This window comes from Kribbella ginsengisoli (assembly GCF_039537185.1).
Taxonomy (GTDB): Bacteria; Actinomycetota; Actinomycetes; order Propionibacteriales; family Kribbellaceae; genus Kribbella; species Kribbella koreensis.
Genome location: NZ_BAABAA010000001.1, coordinates 1,120,582 through 1,138,841, shown reverse-complemented (window position 1 = coordinate 1,138,841; position 18,260 = coordinate 1,120,582). Strand labels below are relative to the sequence as shown.

11 protein-coding genes are annotated in these 18,260 nt (G+C 66.7%); 8 read left to right on the top strand and 3 right to left on the bottom strand.

What is annotated here, in order from left to right; translation table 11 throughout:
• The first annotated feature begins 30 nt into the window (after window positions 1–30).
• The gene (locus tag ABD768_RS04985; RefSeq protein WP_343977796.1) at window positions 31–678 is read left to right on the top strand and encodes a GNAT family N-acetyltransferase; all 648 of its coding nucleotides are present in this window, start codon (window positions 31–33) and stop codon (window positions 676–678) included.
• Here the strand turns inward: ABD768_RS04985 and ABD768_RS04980 are convergent.
• Entirely contained in the window at window positions 641–1,066 is a 426-nt protein-coding gene (locus tag ABD768_RS04980) for a hotdog fold thioesterase (RefSeq protein ID WP_343977799.1), read from the bottom strand. The genes ABD768_RS04985 and ABD768_RS04980 overlap by 38 nt on opposite strands.
• A 96-nt stretch (window positions 1,067–1,162) precedes the next feature.
• Here ABD768_RS04980 and polA point away from each other — a divergent pair, with 96 nt between their 5' ends.
• Complete coding sequence (gene polA / locus ABD768_RS04975) at window positions 1,163–3,874, top strand: DNA polymerase I (RefSeq protein ID WP_344838656.1); 2,712 nt, start codon at window positions 1,163–1,165, stop codon at window positions 3,872–3,874.
• Between the two features lie 3 nt (window positions 3,875–3,877).
• On the top strand, window positions 3,878–4,729 hold the full coding sequence (locus tag ABD768_RS04970) for a hypothetical protein (RefSeq protein WP_344837781.1): 852 nt from the start codon (window positions 3,878–3,880) through the stop codon (window positions 4,727–4,729).
• Here the strand turns inward: ABD768_RS04970 and ABD768_RS04965 are convergent.
• Entirely contained in the window at window positions 4,726–5,205 is a 480-nt protein-coding gene (locus ABD768_RS04965; protein ID WP_344837779.1) for an NUDIX hydrolase, read from the bottom strand. The genes ABD768_RS04970 and ABD768_RS04965 overlap by 4 nt on opposite strands.
• Window positions 5,206–5,360: 155 nt before the next feature.
• Here ABD768_RS04965 and ABD768_RS04960 point away from each other — a divergent pair, with 155 nt between their 5' ends.
• From ABD768_RS04960 to ABD768_RS04950, 3 genes are read left to right on the top strand one after another with little or no spacing between them, the layout of a single operon-like run.
• Window positions 5,361–7,121: an extracellular solute-binding protein gene (locus tag ABD768_RS04960; RefSeq protein WP_344837777.1), complete on the top strand. Its 1,761-nt coding sequence runs from the start codon at window positions 5,361–5,363 to the stop codon at window positions 7,119–7,121.
• A 5-nt stretch (window positions 7,122–7,126) separates the two neighbouring features.
• Window positions 7,127–8,038, top strand: coding sequence for a carbohydrate ABC transporter permease (locus ABD768_RS04955; RefSeq protein ID WP_344837774.1), 912 nt, complete (start codon window positions 7,127–7,129; stop codon window positions 8,036–8,038).
• 5 nt (window positions 8,039–8,043) lie between these two features.
• Window positions 8,044–9,015, top strand: a complete 972-nt coding sequence (locus tag ABD768_RS04950) for an ABC transporter permease (RefSeq protein ID WP_344837773.1) — start codon at window positions 8,044–8,046, stop codon at window positions 9,013–9,015.
• Window positions 9,016–9,018: 3 nt separating this feature from the next.
• Here ABD768_RS04950 and ABD768_RS04945 read toward each other — a convergent pair whose 3' ends face one another.
• Entirely contained in the window at window positions 9,019–10,281 is a 1,263-nt protein-coding gene (locus tag ABD768_RS04945) for a lipopolysaccharide biosynthesis protein (protein ID WP_344837772.1), read from the bottom strand.
• A 137-nt stretch (window positions 10,282–10,418) separates the two neighbouring features.
• Between ABD768_RS04945 and ABD768_RS04940 the strand changes: the two genes are divergently transcribed.
• Together ABD768_RS04940 and ABD768_RS04935 are read left to right on the top strand one after the other, a co-directional pair.
• Window positions 10,419–14,801, top strand: a complete 4,383-nt coding sequence (locus ABD768_RS04940; protein ID WP_344837771.1) for a fibronectin type III domain-containing protein — start codon at window positions 10,419–10,421, stop codon at window positions 14,799–14,801.
• Window positions 14,795–18,181, top strand: a complete 3,387-nt coding sequence (locus ABD768_RS04935; RefSeq protein ID WP_344837770.1) for a GH92 family glycosyl hydrolase — start codon at window positions 14,795–14,797, stop codon at window positions 18,179–18,181. The genes ABD768_RS04940 and ABD768_RS04935 overlap by 7 nt, the downstream gene beginning before the upstream one ends.
• Window positions 18,182–18,260: the final 79 nt, after the last annotated feature.

The following is an 18,260-nucleotide window of genomic DNA, read 5'->3' as shown; positions in this document are numbered from 1 at the left end:
CGGGGGTGGATCAGAATCTAGGAGGGCCACGTGGCACCAGCCATCGAGGTGCGCGACGCCCGTCCGGACGACGCCGGCGCTTTGGTGACCCTGTGGAGCGAGATGGCGGTCGGAGCCGGGCATCAGGCCCGCTTGCTGACCGCGCCGTCCGTGGAGTCCGCGCAGGCGTCCGTGGCCAAGCACGCCGACGACCCGTCGGGCCGGCTGGTGGTCGGCGAGATCGACGGCGAGCTGGGCGGGATGGCGTACCTGCGCCAGACCCCGATCAGCCCGCTGCACGACGAGGTCACCGTGACGGTCGAGTACTTACACGTCAGCGATCACGCCCGGCGGCACGGCCTGGGCAAGGCGCTGATCGCCGAGGCGGCCGCGTGGGCCGAGCACGAGAACTGCCCGCATCTCGCCGTCGTCGCGCCGCCGGTCGCCCGCGAGGCGAACAGGTTCCTTGCCCGGCTGGGGTTGGGCCAGGCCGGCGTACTGCGGTTCGCGAGCACGCATACCGTACGGCGCCGTCTCGCGGCCGAGCATGCGCCCAACCTGCTGGCCCTGTTGTCGTCGCGACGTTCCGTGATGGCCCGCCGCGCGCAGCTGGCCCGCTCGCCGCTGGCCGAAGACCATGACGACGAGCAGTACGACGAGTTCACGCTCCCGGCGGCGCCTGAATCAGCTGGCACGTGATCCGCGCGGTGCAGACCCGCTTGTCCCGCTCGTCGGTGATGACGACCTCGTACGACGTCGTGGTGCGACCCAGGTAGACCGGCGTGGCCACGCCCGTGACGACACCCTCGCGGACCGCGCGGTGATGCGTCGCGTTGATGTCGACACCGACAGCGACCTTGCCGTACGTCGCGGCGTGCAGCGCGGAGCCGATCGAGCCCAGGCTCTCGGCGAGCACGCAGGACGCGCCGCCGTGCAGCAGTCCGTACGGCTGGACGTTGCCCTTCACCGGCATCGTGGCGACCACCCGCTCAGGCGCCGCCTCGGTGATCTCGATGCCCATCAGTGCGAGCAGCGTGCCCTCGGTGGACATTCCCGGCACCTCGACGGCGGTCTTGTCATCACTCATGACAGAAGGCTACGTGAGCCCCCGCGTGCGCGTGCCAGAACTGTCGGCGGTACCCACTAGAGTCTTTACGTGGCTCCTGAAACAGACTCCTCGACGATGACCAAGGACCCGGGCACGGTGGCGGACGGCTCCACCGGACGACCGCGGATCCTGCTGCTGGACGGGCACTCGCTCGCGTACCGGGCGTTCTACGCGCTGCCGGTGGAGAACTTCTCCACCACCACAGGTCAGCACACCAACGCGGTGTACGGGTTCACCTCGATGCTGATCAACATGCTGCGCGACGAGCAGCCGACGCACATCTGTGTCGCGTTCGACGTGTCCCGCAAGACCTTCCGCTCCGAGCAGTACACGGAGTACAAGGCCGGCCGGTCGAAGTCCCCGGACGAGTTCAAGGGGCAGGTTTCGCTGGTCAAGGAGGTGCTGGAGGCGCTCCGGATCCCGACCACCGAGATCGACGGCTGGGAGGCCGACGACATCATCGCCACCTTGGCGACGCAGGCCGACGAGCAGGGTTTCGAGGTGCTGATCAGCTCCGGCGACCGCGACTCGTTCCAGCTGATCAACGAGAACATCACCGTGCTCTACCCGAAGCGTGGCGTCTCCGAGATCGCCCGGATGGACCCGGCCGCGGTCGAGGCGAAGTACGGGATCCCGCCGCGGATGTATCCGGATCTGGCCGCGCTGGTGGGGGAGAAGAGCGACAACCTGCCCGGTGTGCCCGGGGTCGGCGACAAGACGGCGGCGAAGTGGCTGAACCAGTTCGGCTCGCTGAACGACGTGATCGACCGGGTGAACGAGATCAAGGGCAAGGCCGGTGAGTCGCTGCGCGAGCACCTGTCCGACGTGATCCGCAACCGGCAGATCAACGAGCTGGTCCGCGATCTGACGCTGGACGTGTCCGTCGACGACCTGGTCCGGCACCCGTGGGACCGGGACAAGGTGCACACGCTCTTCGACAGCCTCGAGTTCCGGGTACTGCGTGAGCGGCTGGTCGCCGAGCACGAGCAGGTCGAGGAGACGATCGAGGAGGGCTTCGACCTCGAGGGCACGCAGCTCAAGCCCGGTGAGGTCGGCGCCTGGATCAAGGAGCACGTGTCGACCGGCGCGCGGACCGGTGTCGCGGTGCAAGGCAGCTGGGGGCGCGGTACCGGTGAGATCACCGGCCTGGCGCTGGCGACCTCGACGGGTGCGGCGGCCTGGTTCGACCCGGCCTACCTGACCCCGGACGATGACGCGGCCTGGCAGGCGTGGCTGGCCGACCCGAATCAGCCGAAGGCTTTGCACGATGCGAAGGGCCCCCTGCTGGGGTTCCTTGAGCGAGGTTGGACCCTCGGCGGGCTGACCTCGGACACCCAGCTGAGCGCGTACCTGGTCCGGCCGGACCAACGGTCGTACGACCTGGCCGACCTGACCGTGCGGTACCTCAAGCGTGAGCTGCGCACCGAGGAGGCCGAGAACGGTCAGCTCAGCTTCGACGACGTCGAGGGCGGCCCGGCCGCGGACGCGACGATGCTGCGCGCCCGCGCGATCGCCGACCTGGCCGACACGCTCGACGCCGAGCTGGACAAGCAGGCCGGTACGACGCTGCTCGCCGATGTCGAGTTGCCGCTGATCGACGTCATCGCCGGGATGGAGCGGGACGGCATCGCGGTCGACCGGCCGTATCTGGAGGAGCTCGAGGCGCGGTTCGCCACCGGAGTGCGGGAGGCGGCGACCGCGGCGTACGAGGTGATCGGCAAGGAGATCAATCTCGGGTCGCCGAAGCAGCTGCAGGTGGTGCTGTTCGACGAGCTGCAGATGCCGAAGACCAAGCGGACCAAGACCGGCTACACGACCGACGCGGACTCGCTGCAGTCGCTGTTCGAGAAGACCGAGCACCCGTTCCTGGCCTACCTGCTGGCGCACCGGGACGCGACCCGGCTGCGGCAGACGGTCGAGGGGCTGCTGAAGACGATCAGCCCGGTGGACGCGCGGATCCACACCACGTTCAACCAGACGATCGCGGCGACCGGGCGGCTCAGCTCGACCGACCCGAACCTGCAGAACATCCCGATCCGGACCGAGGAAGGCCGCCGGATCCGTGAGGCGTTCGTGGTCGGCGAGGGCTACGAGGCGTTGATGTCGGCCGACTACAGCCAGATCGAGATGCGGATCATGGCGCACGTGTCGGAGGACCAGGGCCTGATCGACGCGTTCAACTCCGGGATGGACTTCCACTCGGTGACCGCGTCGCGGGTGTTCTCGGTCGAGCCGGCCGCGGTGACGCAGGAGCAGCGGGCCAAGATCAAGGCGATGAACTACGGCCTCGCCTACGGGCTGTCGGCGTACGGGCTGAGCCAGCAGCTGAAGATCGGCGTGGACGAGGCGAAGGGGTTGATGGACGAGTACTTCGAGGGCTTCGGCGGCGTCCGCGACTACCTGCGCAGCATCGTGCTCGAGGCCGGCAAGAGCGGCTACACCGAGACCATCCTCGGCCGTCGCCGCTACCTGCCCGACCTGACCAGCGACAACCGCCAGCGCCGCGAGATGGCCGAGCGGATGGCGCTGAACGCCCCGATCCAGGGCTCGGCCGCCGACGTCATCAAGATGGCGATGCTCAAGGTCGACGCCTCCCTGAAGTCGGCCGGCCTCAAGTCCCGGATGCTCCTCCAGGTCCACGACGAACTCGTCTTCGAGATCGCCCCCGGCGAGCGCGAAACCCTCGAAGAACTGGTCCGCCGAGACATGGGCGCCGCCGTCGAAATGACCGTCCCCCTGGACGTCTCAGTAGGCGTAGGCCGCACCTGGCACGAGGCAGCCCACTAAGTCATGCCCCAAGAGCCGATCCGGCCGTTCCGCTGGGACCTGGTCCGGCCGGACCAGCTCGGCTCGTTGCTCGACGACGTGCCGGAGGTCAACGTCGACTACCTCGACGAGCTGATCGCCTGCACAGCCAAGGTGCTCGCCCGCTGTAGCGACGGCGATCTGTACTTCGTCGGCCGCTCGGTAGACAGCTTGTTCGACCTACTGAGCGGCGCCTTGGCTGGTACTTCCTGGCAGGACCGGCTGCATCCCTTGCCGTTGTCGCTGCCCGGGAGATACGGCGAGGACCTGAGTTCTGCCGAGAAGGCTCAGCTACAAACGAATCTGACCGCAGCGGGCCTTGCTCCGGCGGACCTGATGCGCGGCCGGCCGACGGTGTTCGTCGACCTGGTGAACGACGGGCTCACCTTCGAGAACCTCTACGAGTTGCTGCGTGAGTGGATCGACGATGAGCGCGCGCAGTGGGACGTGATCCGGCGGCAGCTGCGCTTCGTCGGAATCACCCGGCGTGGCAAGACAAGTCCGAACAGGTGGCGCTGGCAGCAAAAGGCCCGCTGGACGGCGGAGCTGCCCGCGTCGTCGATCCGGAACGTGTCGCTGGACAGCGTGGTGTGGAGCTACTTCGGCGACTATCAGGCGAAGACCGCAGCATCGTTTCGGCATACCAGGTGGAGCGATCCCAGCGTCGGCGAACCGCGGCGGGACAAGAAGACGCGGTACGCGCTGGCGGAGGCGGCTCTCCTGGTCGAGCGGGGAAGGTCGGCTGAGGTTCGGCGTCGGCTGGCGGCCGGGTTGAATCGGGAGCCGACTACGGGAGAGCGCTGGTCGCGGGAGCTCCAACTGGAGTTGCGGCGTTAGCCAGGGCGGCCGGTGTAGCGGGGGACGGGGTCTGGGGTGCGGGCGGTGGTGATGTATTTCAGTTCGCGGTCTTGGAGTGGTGGGAGGTCGTCGAGGGGGAACCAGGCGACCTCCAGCGACTCGTCGTCGTTGACTCGCGCCTCGCCGCGGATCAGGCGGCAGTGGAAGCAGAGGTCGAGGAACTGGACCTGGTCGCCGTTGGGGTAGGCGCCTGGCGGCAGGGTGTCGATGCTGATCAGGCGGACGATCTCGGCCTCGACGGCTGTCTCCTCGTGGATCTCGCGTAGCAACGCCGGCGCCGGCTGCTCGCCCGGCTCGAGGATCCCGGCGGGTAGCGACCAGCGGCCGGTGTCGGCGCGGCGTACCAGCAGGACGCGCTCGGCGTCGTCCAGCACCACGCCGGTGATCCCGGTCAGCCAGAGCAGATCATGGCCGACCTTCGCGCGCAGGTCGAGGATGAACTTCGGGGTCGTCATGGCTCATACCCTAGGCGCATCGGCCGATACTTTCTGTGGAAAATTAATCACCTCAGGTGACCATCCTCTTCCCTGGTTAAACGTTACGTGGCACCCTGCCTGATCAAGGATCCGAGATCCTATCGGATATCTCATCATCTGCATCAGGAGGCGGGATGCCAGAAGATCAGACCGGAGACGGAGTACTGCGAAGGGCCTTCGTAGCGGGAGCACTGGGAATCACCGCCGCGCTCGGCAGTAGTGGACTACTGACCGGATGCGGCTCGGGTGATCAGTCGGTGGGTGCCAGTCCCGACAGCCTCGAGGCGCCGCCGACGCCACTGGGCGCCAAGAAGACCGGGATCAACTACCCACCCGGGTACGTCGGACCGGTGGCGCGCGAGCAGCGCGCGATCGTCACCGAGCCGGTTACCTTCACCGTGGTCGTCCCGCAGAACCTGACGGTCGGCGACTGGTCCAAGAACGAGTTCACCCGGTGGATGGAACAGAAGACCGGCATCAGGATCCAGTTCCGTCAGGTGGCCGGCAAGGGTGACGACCCGGAGACGATGACGAAGGTCAACGCGATGATGGCGGCCGGCGACATCCCCGACGCCTTCCTCGGCATCACCTTCACCCGCTCCCAGCTCTACCTGTACGGCGCGCAGAACCTCTTCGTCGATCTCGACCCGTATCTGGCCAAGTACGCGCCCAATCTCCAGCAAGCGATGAAGGACTACCCCGAGGCGCGCAAGCTGATGGTTGCCCCGGACAAGGGCATCTACAGCTTCCCCGACATCAACGACTGCTACCACTGCCGTGCATCCAACGGCCGGACCTTCCTCAACGCCGACTGGATCCGCAAGGTCGGCCTGGCGATCCCGACGACCACCGACGAGTTCCGCGAGGTGCTGACCGCGTTCAAGAAGGCCGATCTCGGCGGTCGCGGCAAGACGGTCCCGTTCGCCGGCTTCAAGGACGCGCCGCTGGACAGCTACTTCATGAACGCCTTCCTCTACAACCCCGGCGACCCCTGGCTGGTGGTCGACGATGGCAAGGTCGCGGCCAACTACGTCAAGGACGAATGGCGCGAGGCGCTCAAGTACCTGCGCGGCCTGTACGCCGACGGCCTGCTGAACAAGGACATCTTCACCGCCGACCAGGATCAGATGAACCGGTACGGCAACAACCCCGGCGGGCCCGTGATCGGTGGAGCCCGCGCGTACTACTGGGGCTCGTTCATGACCATCGACCAGACCGACCCGAACGCGCGCTGGCATCAGTACGAGACCATCCCACCACTGAAGGGCCCGGACGGCACCCGGTACGCCGCCTGGAACTACCTCAAAGTCGGCCTCGAGGTCTCCACTCTCGTCATCACCCGCAAGTGCCGCCGCCCCGACCTCCTGGTCCGCTGGGCCGACTTCCAGATGGATCTCGAGGCCGTACTGCGCTCGTACGCCGGCCCGGACTTCCGCTGGTCGGTCAAGGGCGACAAGGGCATCAACGGCAAGCAGTCGATCTACGGCTTCGACGCGACCTGGAACTCCGACGCGACCAAGGGCAAGACCTGGGACCAGTACGGCGTGATGTACCGCTCTGGCGACTTCCGGCTGGCCGAACGGGTGAATCCGCAGAAGGCGACCTTCGAGTCACCGCTCTACACGCAGACCCGGGACGAGCTGTTCCCATACAAGCAGCCGATGGAGATGCAGTTCCCGCCGGTCACCCTGGAAGCCGACCAGGCCGCGCAGGACGCCGAGATCGGCCTCAATCTCAAGGGCGAGGTGACCACCTCCCTGGCCAAGTTCGTCACGGGCAAGCTCGATCCGCATGACGACGGGCAGTGGCGCGACTACACCGATCGCATCGCAAAGATCGGGCTGCGGCCCTATCTCGAGATCCAGCAGGCCGCCTACGAGACCTACCAGGGGTGACGGCGATGGCTACGGCAACCGAGGCGCCCGCTCCGGTGCAAGAGACCCGGTCCGATCGGATCGTACTGATCTGCAACTACACCGCCCTCGGGCTGTTCACGCTGGCCGTGCTCTATCCGCTGGTCTATGTGGTCAGCGCCTCGCTCAGCGATCCGAAGAACGTCGTCTCCGGCAAGGTCTGGCTGTGGCCGGTCGGTTTCAGCATCGAGTCGTTCAAGGCCGTCTTCGACTACGACTCGATCGTCAGCGGCTTCGGCAACTCCGTCGTCTACGCGGCCGGCGGCGCGCTGCTCGCGACCGTGCTGACCCTTTTCGCGGCGTACCCGCTGTCCCGCAAAGGGCTGCCCGGCAAGGGCATCATCATGGCGCTGTTCGTCTTCACGATGATGTTCAACGGCGGCCTGATCCCGACGTACCTGGTGGTGGACCGGATCGGCCTGCTGAACACCCGCTGGGCGATCATCCTGCCGGCCGCGCTGGCGGTCTGGAACATGATCATCACCCGCACCTATTTCCAGTCGACGATCCCCGAGGAGCTGGTCGAGGCCGCGAAGGTCGACGGCTGCACCGACTTCGGCTTCTTCTGGCGGATCGTGCTGCCGCTGAGCAAACCGATCATCGCGGTGAACCTGCTCTTCTACGCCGTCGCGCAGTGGAACTCCTGGTTCAACGCGCTGATCTACCTGACCAACGAGCATCTGTTCCCGCTCCAGCTGGTGCTGCGCCAGATCCTGATCCAGAACAACTTCGACCCGTCCCAGGTCCGCGACACCGCCGAGCTGATCCGGATGAAGGAGTTGCAGGAGCAGCTGAAGTTCTCGCTGATCGTGATCGCCACCATTCCGCCACTGCTGATCTACCCCTTCGTGCAGAAGCACTTCGTCAAGGGGGCCATGGTCGGCTCGTTGAAGGGCTGACGCCGATGGCCACCGAAACCCTGGTACGACGTACCGCTCCGGCCACGCGCGCCGGCGCCAAGAACGGCCTTGGCCTGGTTGCGCGGATGCGGCGCAACTGGCAGCTCTACGCGATGCTCGCGGTACCGCTGATCTGGCTGGCGATCTTCGCCTACTGGCCGATGTACGGCGCGATCATCGCCTTCAAGGACTACAACGTGGTCGACGGCATCCTCGGCAGCCGCTGGGTCGGCCTCAAGCACTTCGAGCGGTTCGCCGAGTCGTACCAGTTCTGGCGGCTGATCAAGAACACGCTGATCCTGCACCTGTACGAGCTGGTGGCGACGTTCTGGCTGCCGATCCTGCTCGCGCTCGGCCTCAACATGGCGCGGCGCCGGTGGTACCGGCGCTCGGTGCAGCTGATCACCTACGCGCCGCACTTCATCTCGACCGTCGTCGTGGTCGGCCTGATCGTGGTGATCGTCGACCCGAACAGCGGCGTGCTGAATCATGTTCTCGGCCAGTTCGGGATCGGGCCGATCGACGTGCTGAGCAATCCGGACTACTTCAGGCACCTGTACGTCTGGTCCGGCGCCTGGCAGACGATGGGGTTCTCGGCGATCATCTACCTGGCCGCGCTGACCAGCGTCTCGCCGGAGCTGCACGAGGCGGCGATCGTCGACGGCGCGTCCAGGCTGCGCCGGGTCTGGCACATCGACCTGCCGGCGATCCGGCCGGTGGCCGTCATCCTGCTGATCCTGAACATCGGCTCGATCATGTCGGTCGGGTTCGAGAAGGTGCTGCTGTTGCAGAACACGCTGAACCTGCAGACGTCGGAGGTCATCGACACCTACGTCTACAAGCTCGGCTTCGCGTCCCAGGTGCCGCAGTTCAGTTATGCCGCGGCGATCGGGCTGTTCCGGTCGGTGATCGGTCTGGTACTGCTGGTGCTGGCGAACACGCTGGCGCGGAAGTTCGCCAAGTCCAGTCTCTGGTGAGTACTACGCCTTGTCGGCCGTCTGGCGGTGGAGTCCGGTCGCCAGCACGGCCGACAGGGCGATGGCGCAGGCGGCCGTCATCGCGGCCAGGACCTTGATGGCGGTGAAGCCGGTGGCGAGGTCCGTGCCGATGACGATCAGGGCGGCGACCGCCAGCACGGCCAGGCCGATCCAGATCACCAGGGCGGCACGCTTCTCCTGCTGGGCGATCGCGGCGTACACGACCAGCTGCAGGACGGCGTACGCGGAACCGGCGAGTGCGAAGATCCAGGCGAAATCGCCCAGTACCGGGTACTTGTCCTTGCCTCCGGCAACCGTCACCACCAGATCCGGCAGCAGCAACGCACCGAGGACACAGCACACGCCGAGCGCCGCGACCGCCTGGATCGCGCGCCGCAGCCGCAGCGTGTCGCCGGGGGAGCTGGCCAGCGAGGGGAAGACGATCACGATCACGAACTGGGGCAGGAAAAGGCACGCCTTGGCGACGATCACGCCGGCCGCGTAGTACCCGCTGTGCTGGCCGTCCATCAGGCCCCGGGCGAGCAAGGCGTCCGCATTCGCGATGGCGAAGAACGCCAGCAGCGCGTGGGTGCCGTGGATCGTCTCCCGCAACACTTCCTTGACCTGCTCCGGTGTACCACCCTTGGACCCGCGAAGCAGGAAAGACCCCACCAACGGCGGTACCGCCGCACCCACCGCGACACCGATCATCGCCGCGGTCACACTCGGGTGAATCACCAACGCCCCGGCCCCGAAGGCGAACCGCCCAACGCCGACAGCCGTGTACATCGCCGCCAACTCGGTCCACCGCTCGCTGCCCTGCAGCACTCCGAGCTGCGACCCCATCAGCGTCAGCCCGCCAAGCGTCGGCGCCAACAGGATCACCGCAAGCACCGAGTCGATGTGCAGCAGCCAAATCAACAGCGGGCTGGCCAACAGGCACACCACAGTCAACCCAAGCGCCGACCGCCGCCCCGCCCGCAGCAACGAATCTGCCAGCGCCTCCCGCCCCGCCCCCGTATGCGTAGCGATCCGCCGCGCTCCCGACGCCTGCAACCCCAGCGGCACGACGTTCCCGATCAGCAACAACCCCAGCAACGCCACCACAGCACTGAACTGCTCCGGCACGAGCCGATGCACCGCGAACAACGTGAACCCGTAAGCCGCCACATTCATGACAGCCATCCCGACCGCCACCACGGTCGCACTCCGCAAAAACCCCAACTTCGGCTCGACCGGCTGCTCGGGAGTCGTCTCTGAGGTCATACCCCAACGCTAGTGCCACCCCCACCCACCAGCCCACATCGCCCTCACTGTCAAGCCCTCACACGTTGCAGCAACTCCCGCTTGTGGGCGGTTCCCGCCGACTTCTAGCCTTCGAGCACACTTGAAGGGGTGGGGCAATGACGACTGCGATTTTCCCCCGGGGCAGGCGAATTCCGGCCTTGCTGATTTCCATCGCGCTGATCGTTGCGGGGCTGGTGATCGCCCAGCCGTCCGCCCGGGCAGCCACTCCGGTCGGACAGCGGACCGCCGCTCAGCTCAACGCGGCCTTCACCGACTACGGCGACACCTCCGGTCAATGGAGCGGAGCCGACGCGACGGCTTCTGTCCTGCTGCCGGACGGCCGGGTCGCCTGGCTGTTCTCGGACACCTACATCGGCCCGGTCAACGCGGACAAGAGCCGGCCGGCGAACACCCCGATGATCAACAACTCGATGGTGATCCAGTCCGGCGACAGCATGCAGTCGATCTTCCGCGGTACGCCGGCAGCGCCCTCCGCGCTGATGCCCCCGAACGCCGACGGCGACTTCTTCTGGGTCGGCGACGGCGTGGTCTCGGGCGGCAAGCTCCTGGTCGCCTACAACCGCTTCGCCCGCTCCGGCCAGGGCGCACTCGACATGGATCTGCAGGGCACGAGTCTGGCGACCTTCAACGCCTCGACCTTCGCCCTCGAATCGGCCGTCGCGCTCCCCGTCGGCGACAAGGTCGCCTGGGGTGTCGAGATGGTTCAGGACGGTGGCTACACCTACGTCTACGGCTCGGAATACGTGTCGGACACTCTGATGCGCTTCGCCCATGTTGCACGGACGAACTCCGACCTGTCGGCTCCCTGGCAGTACTGGAACGGTTCCGCCTGGGTAGCCGACGAGGCGGCCTCCGCGCGGATCCTCAGCGGGGTGGGGACCACCTTCGGCGTCCAGAAGACGCCGACCGGCTGGGTGCTGCTGACCCAGCAGGCCCACGGGATCTTCCGCGACGACTTCGTGGCCTACCCGGCGACGAGTCCGGTCGGACCGTTCGCAGAGCCGGTCGTCATTCACAAGGCACCCGAGCCGGGACAGGGCAACGACCAGATCGTGTACGACGTCCACGTGCACACCGATCTGACCTCACCGGGACGGCTGCTCTGGTCGTACAACGTCAACAGCCTGTCCGCGACGGGCAACACCACGGACGCCCACATCTACCGACCGAGATTCGTCGACACCAACTGGCCGGTGCCGGTCCCGGACCCGTCGACCGTGCCCGCTCAGGTAACCGGGCAGGCGGTGACCCAGACGATCGCCGGGGAGGCGGAACTGAGCTGGAACGCCGTACCCGGAGCCACGAGGTACTGGGTCTATCAGAAGAACGTGACGGACGGTCAGACCACCTTCGCCCGCGAGCCCGACCCGGTGACCGAGACGACCGCAGACATCTCGTTCGTGAAGCACGCGAAGACGTACCAGTTCGCCGTCACGGCGGCCAACGACAACGGCGAGGGGCCCCGCTCGGCGACGGCCTCCATCACGATGAACATCGTGCCTCCGGTGGCCCCCGTGGGGGTGACCGCCGTACCGGACGGCACTGGTGCCGTCCGCGTCTCCTGGGAGGGCGTCCCCCAGGTCTGGAACTACGAGGTGTTCTACCGCAGCGTCGACCAACCGGACTCGACCTTCGTCTCGGCGACAACGGTCGGCGCCGGCGAGCGATCCCTGGTGGTGAAGAGTCTCCAGATCGGCGAGCAGCACGAGTTCTACGTCATCGCGCGTGGTGCCGGCGGCGACTCGCCGCACTCCACCGTGATCACCGCGACTCCGGTGGGAATCCCGCCGGCCGCACCGGCAGACCTCACCGCCGTCCCAGCCGCTGATGGAACCATCGCGCTGTCCTGGACCGCGTCGACCACGCCAGGCGTCTGGTACTGGGTCTATCAGCGCGACGTCACCGCGGAGGAGACCGATTTCGTCCGGCTGTCGCTGCCGATCTCGTCCGGTACGTCGATGACGGCAGCCTATCTGGCCGACGGGCACAGCTACGAGTTCGCGGTAACGGCCTACAACGACGGTGGGGAGTCGGCCAAGGTCGCCGCTACCGCCGCGCGATCGAGTTACCCCAAGCTGGCCGCACCGGCGAACCTGGCCGCGACCGCCGGCGACGGTGAGGTGAAGCTGGCCTGGCGGAGCCTTGGCGACGACATCTGGTACTGGGTCTACCAGCGTGACGTGACCGACGGCGAGACCACCTTCACCAAGCTGCCGCTGCCGATCGCGGCCGGAACCGGGATGACCGCGGGATACCTGTCGAACGGGCACACCTATGAGTTCAAGGTGTCCGGGATCGGGCCGAACGGAGAAGGCGCACTGTCCGCGGCTGTTCAGGCGACGCCGAAGTTCCCGACACCGGCGCCCGTGACCAGCCTGGTCGCCGCCGCGCAGACGGACGGAACCATCAAGGTCACCTGGGGCGATGTGCCCAGCACCTACTTCTGGGTCTACCAGCGGGACGTGACGGCAGGAGAGTCCTTCGTCAAGCTCGAGTACCCGACGGACAAGGGTGCCTTCACCGCGGCCTACCTCAAGCACGGACATGTCTACGAGTTCAAGGTCCAGCCCAATGCAAACGGCATCGACGGGCCGATCAGTGGTGTCGTGCGGGCGACCTCGCACTACAACCCGCCACCGGCCCCGACGGGTCTGGTGGCCCGGGCGATGGGGGACGCGACCATCCGGCTGGACTGGAACGGAGTCGCGAACGTCAGCTTCTGGGTCTACCAGCGTGACGTGACGGCAGGCCAGACCACCTTCACCAAGCTCGGGCTGCCAAGCCTGGACAAGACTGCTGAGCTCGGGCTGATGAAGGCGGGACACAAGTACGAGTTCAAGGTCGCGGCCGAGAACCAGGGCGGGCTGGGCGCGTTGTCCGCGGTCGCGTCGGCGACGTCGTACGGCGGTCTGCCGGTCGCTCCCAAGAACCTGACAGCAGTCGCTCAGGACGGCCAGGTGAAGCTGTCCTGGACCGGCAGCACGACCAGCGGTGTCCAGTACATCGTCTATCAGCGCAACATGACCTCTGGCGACGCCTGGGAGCGACTGCCGCTGCCAGTCACCGGTACGTCGATGACAGCCGGACTCCTGCAGAACGGGCAGACGTACGCCTTCAGGGTCTCCGCACAGAACGGGATCGGCGAGAGCGGCGGCACCAACATCGTCGAGTCCCGCCCGATGCCTCCGTTCCCGACCGCGCCGACCAGCCTGACGGCGACACCGGGCAATGGTTTCGTCAACCTCAGCTGGTCGGCAGGCACACCGGCGAGCATCTTGTACTGGGTGGAGATGCGCCCGGCCGGTGGGAACTGGAGCCGCCTTCCACTCCCGATCAGCGCCCGCACGTTGAAGGTGACGTTCCTGCGGAACGCGGTCACGTACGAGTTCCGCGTCCGTTCCAACAACCTGTCCGGTACCTCGGCGCCGTCCCCGGTCGACACCGCCCGCCCAATGCCACCGGCCCCGACCGCACCGGCCTCCATCACCGCGTCAGCCGCGGACCGCAAGGTCACCATCGACTGGTCGGACGGCACCCCGACAGGTGTCTACTACTGGATCGAGTACCGCGTCGCAGGCAAGGGCTGGATCCGGCTGCCGCTCCCGGTCGCCGGCCAAACCAAGTGGACGATCCTGCCGCTGGCCAACAACACGCGGTACGAATTCCGGGTCCGCTCGGCCAACGAAGCCGGTGTGTCGGCTCCTTCTCCGGTAGCCGTCGCAACGCCGATCCCGCCGGTTCCGACGGCACCGATCATCTTCACTCCGTCCGAGCACGAGGCCGGTATCACGGTGGGCTGGTTCGACACGACCGTCGACCTGGAGTACTACCAGGTCTGGCAACGCAACCGGTTGACGGGGGCCGTCTATCTCGACGGTGCTCTGAAGGACCCGGTGGCGTCTGTCTACTCGGAGGACATCGCGGCCTTCGAGTTCAAGGTCCGCAGCTCCAACTCGCGGGGCTGGGGCCCTTGGTCGGCGACGGTGACCGGGGTGCCGAAGGTCCGGTGGTACAGCTACGCCACCGGCCGGTCGGGAAACGGTGCCCCGAACCTGGCGGCAAAACTCGCCACCAGGGGCAAGACATGTAAGAACAGCAACGAGATGGTCATCTGCTTCAACATCGATCTGAGCGCGGGTCAGAAGCGTCCGCTGACGCTGGGGGACTATCTGGGCTATCCCGGGAGCGAGAGTGACTTCAACTTCCAGATCAGATGCGAGGCGCTCAGGACCGCGGGCCTGGCGGATGCTCGGGGCACCGCCGTCGCGCAGGCTCAGGGGCGGCGGCTCCTGAAACACGAATACATTCACACCACTCAGTGGGCGAAATACGGAATCGGGTTCGGCGCCCTCTACGAAGCCGCTGGACTGGCGGCCTGGAAACAAGGACTGCCGAACCCGTTCGAGTCGCAAGCGAACTTGTACTGGGGTGGCTATGTGCCGGACGTCCCAGGCCTTCCCGGTACGAACGTATGTTAGGGACTCTGAGCCGGACGATCAGCGGCACCGTCAGTGGGCTTCTGCTGTTGGGGTTGCTGCCGGTCACCACCGCCGTTGCTGCCTCGACCGCGTTGGTGACTGATCCGGCGGCGTTGGTCAATCCGATGGTGGGGACTGCTCAGAAGGCTGGGCAGGAAGGGAATGCGGGGAATACGTTTCCGGGGCCGGCGGTGCCGTTCGGGATGGTGCAGTGGGGGCCGGATACTTCGCCTCGGTGGCCGGGTGGGGATTATGACTATGCGGCTACCGCGTTGGCTGGGTTCGGGGTCACCCGGATGAGTGGGGCTGGGTGTGGGGCCTATGGGGATCTGCCGTTTCTGCCGGTGACGGGGACGGTTCCGGCGGACAAGAACAAAGCCACGGTGGGGTTCAGCCACGCCAAGGAAGTTGCGCGGGCGGGGTATTACGCCAATACGTTGGCCAACAGCGTGAAGGTGGAGTTGACGGCTGGGCTGCGGGCGGGGCTTGGGCGGTTCACGTTTCCGGCGGGGACGGCGGCGACGTTGTTGCTCAAGACCGCAGGCGGAGCGGCGGCGTCCGAGGGTGCGGTGACGGCGGTCAGTACGACCGAGGTGACTGGGTGGACCGGCGCCGGGGCCTTTTGTATCCGGGGCAATCACTACCGGCTGTACTACGCGGTGAAGTTCGACAAGGCCTTCACGGCTTCGGCCAAGTGGGGAGCGCCGCCGCTTTACACCGGTGACGGTGGGATCGCGTTGACGTTCCCGGCGGGGACGGTGGTGAAGGCGAAGGTCGGGATTTCGTTTGTCAGTGTGGCCAACGCGCAGGGAAACCGGGATTCCCTGGCCAGTTGGGATCCGGCGGTGGTCGAGCAGGCCGCCAAGACGTCGTGGAACAGTTTGCTGACCGGGATCCAGATCGGTGGCGGGACGCTGGATTCGCAGAAGACTTTCTACACGGCGCTTTACCACTCGTTGCTGCATCCCAATGTGTTCAGCGATTCGAACGGGCAGTACCTCGGTTTCGACAAGGCGGTCCATACGGTGCCCGCGGGGCAGTCGGCGGTTTATGCCAACTTCTCCGGCTGGGACACCTATCGATCACAGATCCAGTTGAGCGCCTTGGTGGCGCCCGCGCAGACCTCGGACATGATCCGGTCGATGCTGCTGGCCTATGACCAGTCGGGCAGGCTGCCGAAGTGGCCGGTGGCGAACAGCGAGACGTACATGATGGTCGGCGATCCGGCGCTGCCGATCATCGCGTCGGCTTACGCGTTCGGAGCCCGCAACTTCGATGCCGCGAAGGCACAGGCGGCGATGGTCGACGAGGCGACCGGGCGGTCGGACATCCGGCCGGGCAACGGCTACCTCGACACGCACGGCTATCTGCCGACCGACGGCGGGTTCGGCTGTTGCGACCACACGGGCACGGTGTCGACCTCGCTCGAGTACAACATCGCCGACTTCGCGTTGTCCGCGTTCGCCGGGGCGCGCGGCGACACCGCCGTACGGGCGAAGTTTCTCGATCGGGCGCAGGGGTGGCAGTACCTGCTCAACCCGGCGAGTGGGTTCGTGCAGCCGCGCCGGGGGAGCGGGGCGTGGAAGGAGAACTTCAGTCCGACGGACTTCTCGTTCGACGACTGGGCCGAAGGCAACTCGTGGAAGTACACGCCGATGGTGCCGTTCAACGCGGCCGGGCTGATCGCGGCCAAGGGCGGGCCGGGCGCGATGAACCAGTACCTCGACACGCACTTCCAGCAGCTCAACCAGATCGCCGGCGAGTACGCCTGGATGGGGAACGAGCCGAGCTTCGGTACGCCGTGGCTGTACTCCTACACCGGGCGGCCCGACAAGACCCAGGAGGTGGTCCGCCGGGTCCAGACCGAACTGTTCGCCAACAAGCCGGACGGCCTGGCGGGCAACGACGATCTCGGGTCGCTGTCGTCCTGGTACGTCTGGTCCGCGATCGGCCTCTATCCGGCTACTCCAGGCACGGCCGACCTCGTCCTCGGCAGCCCCTTGTTCCCCGAGACGGTCGTCCGTCTGCAGGGCGGCAAAACGCTCACGATCAACGCGCCGGCGGCCTCTGTCGGTACGCCGTACGTCCAGAGCATGACCGTCGACGGCGCAGCCTGGAACAAAGCCTTCCTGCCGGCCGGCACGCTCACCACCGGTGCGACGATGAGCGTCGTCCTCGGCAGCCAGGCTGGAACGGGCTGGGCGACGACGCCGGACGCGGCGCCACCGTCGTACTCGTCGGACGCCGTTTCCGTTGCCGACAACAACGGAACGAGCCACGACAGCGACCCTGGGGAAGCCAATTACGACAACTTCGGCTCGGGTTATGCCGTCGCGGCCCTGCAGACTCTCGGCGTGATTCCCGGCAGCAAATTCGTAGCTGGCGGCATCGACTATGTCTGGCCGAACATCCGGGCCGGCCGGCCGGACAACGTGGTCGCGGCAGGTCAGACGCTGACCGTCTCGAGTCCGCCGGGCGCCAACCGGATCGGCTTCCTCGGCAGCGCGGAGGGCGCGATGGACGGAGCAGCCGGTACTGCGACCGTCCGGTACGCCGACGGCACCAGCGCGGCCGTCCAACTCGGTTTCAGCGACTGGACCCTGGCGGGCGGCACTGTGCAGAAGCGGGCCGACAACGTCGTCGCGGCGGACATGCCGTACCGCAACAACTACTGGGCCGGCGGTCCGGAGCAAGTACGGACCTACCTGTACTCCGCCTCCTTCCCGATCGACGCCGCCAAGACCGTCGTCGGCGTGACGCTGCCGACCGCGCCGGCGTCGGGCCGGTTGCATGTCTTCGACGTCGGCTTCTCCGGTCATCGCGCCAACGCGGGGATCAGCGACGACACCCAACTCGGCTCGGCCGACTTCGACAACGCGGCGGCGAGCTACTCCCGGCAGGCGCTCACCGCGGCCGGGCTGGCGCCTGGTGCTGATGTCGTCAGCGGCGGCATCCACTACCGCTGGCCGTCGACGGCGGCGGGAGATCGGGACAACTTCGTCGCCGAAGGCCAGTCGATTCCGGTCACCGCTCCGGCGGGCGCGACGAAGCTGGGAGTGCTCGGGGCGTCGTCCGGCTGGCCGACGGGTGTTTCCGGGACGGCCACGATCGTCTACACCGATGGGACGCGGCAATCCGTAGTACTGGGCTTCACGGACTGGACCCGGGGTGGTGGCACCGAGGCGGTCGGGCACGGCAACACCGTCGTCGCGCAGATGACGTACCGGAACTGGATGCCTTCAGGGAAACAGCAGATCGCCACCTATGTCTTTGCAAAGACGCTGCCGCTACTGGCCGGAAAAAGCCTTCAAACACTTGAACTTCCGCCTCCCAGCGGTGGTTTCGGACACATTCACGTGTTCTCGGTGGCCGCTGGCTGACTCGGTATCTCCCCGGTATTGAAACTTGCAGTTACCGCCTGGTAGGAACGTCCATCAGCTTCGTACTGAACGGTAGTTC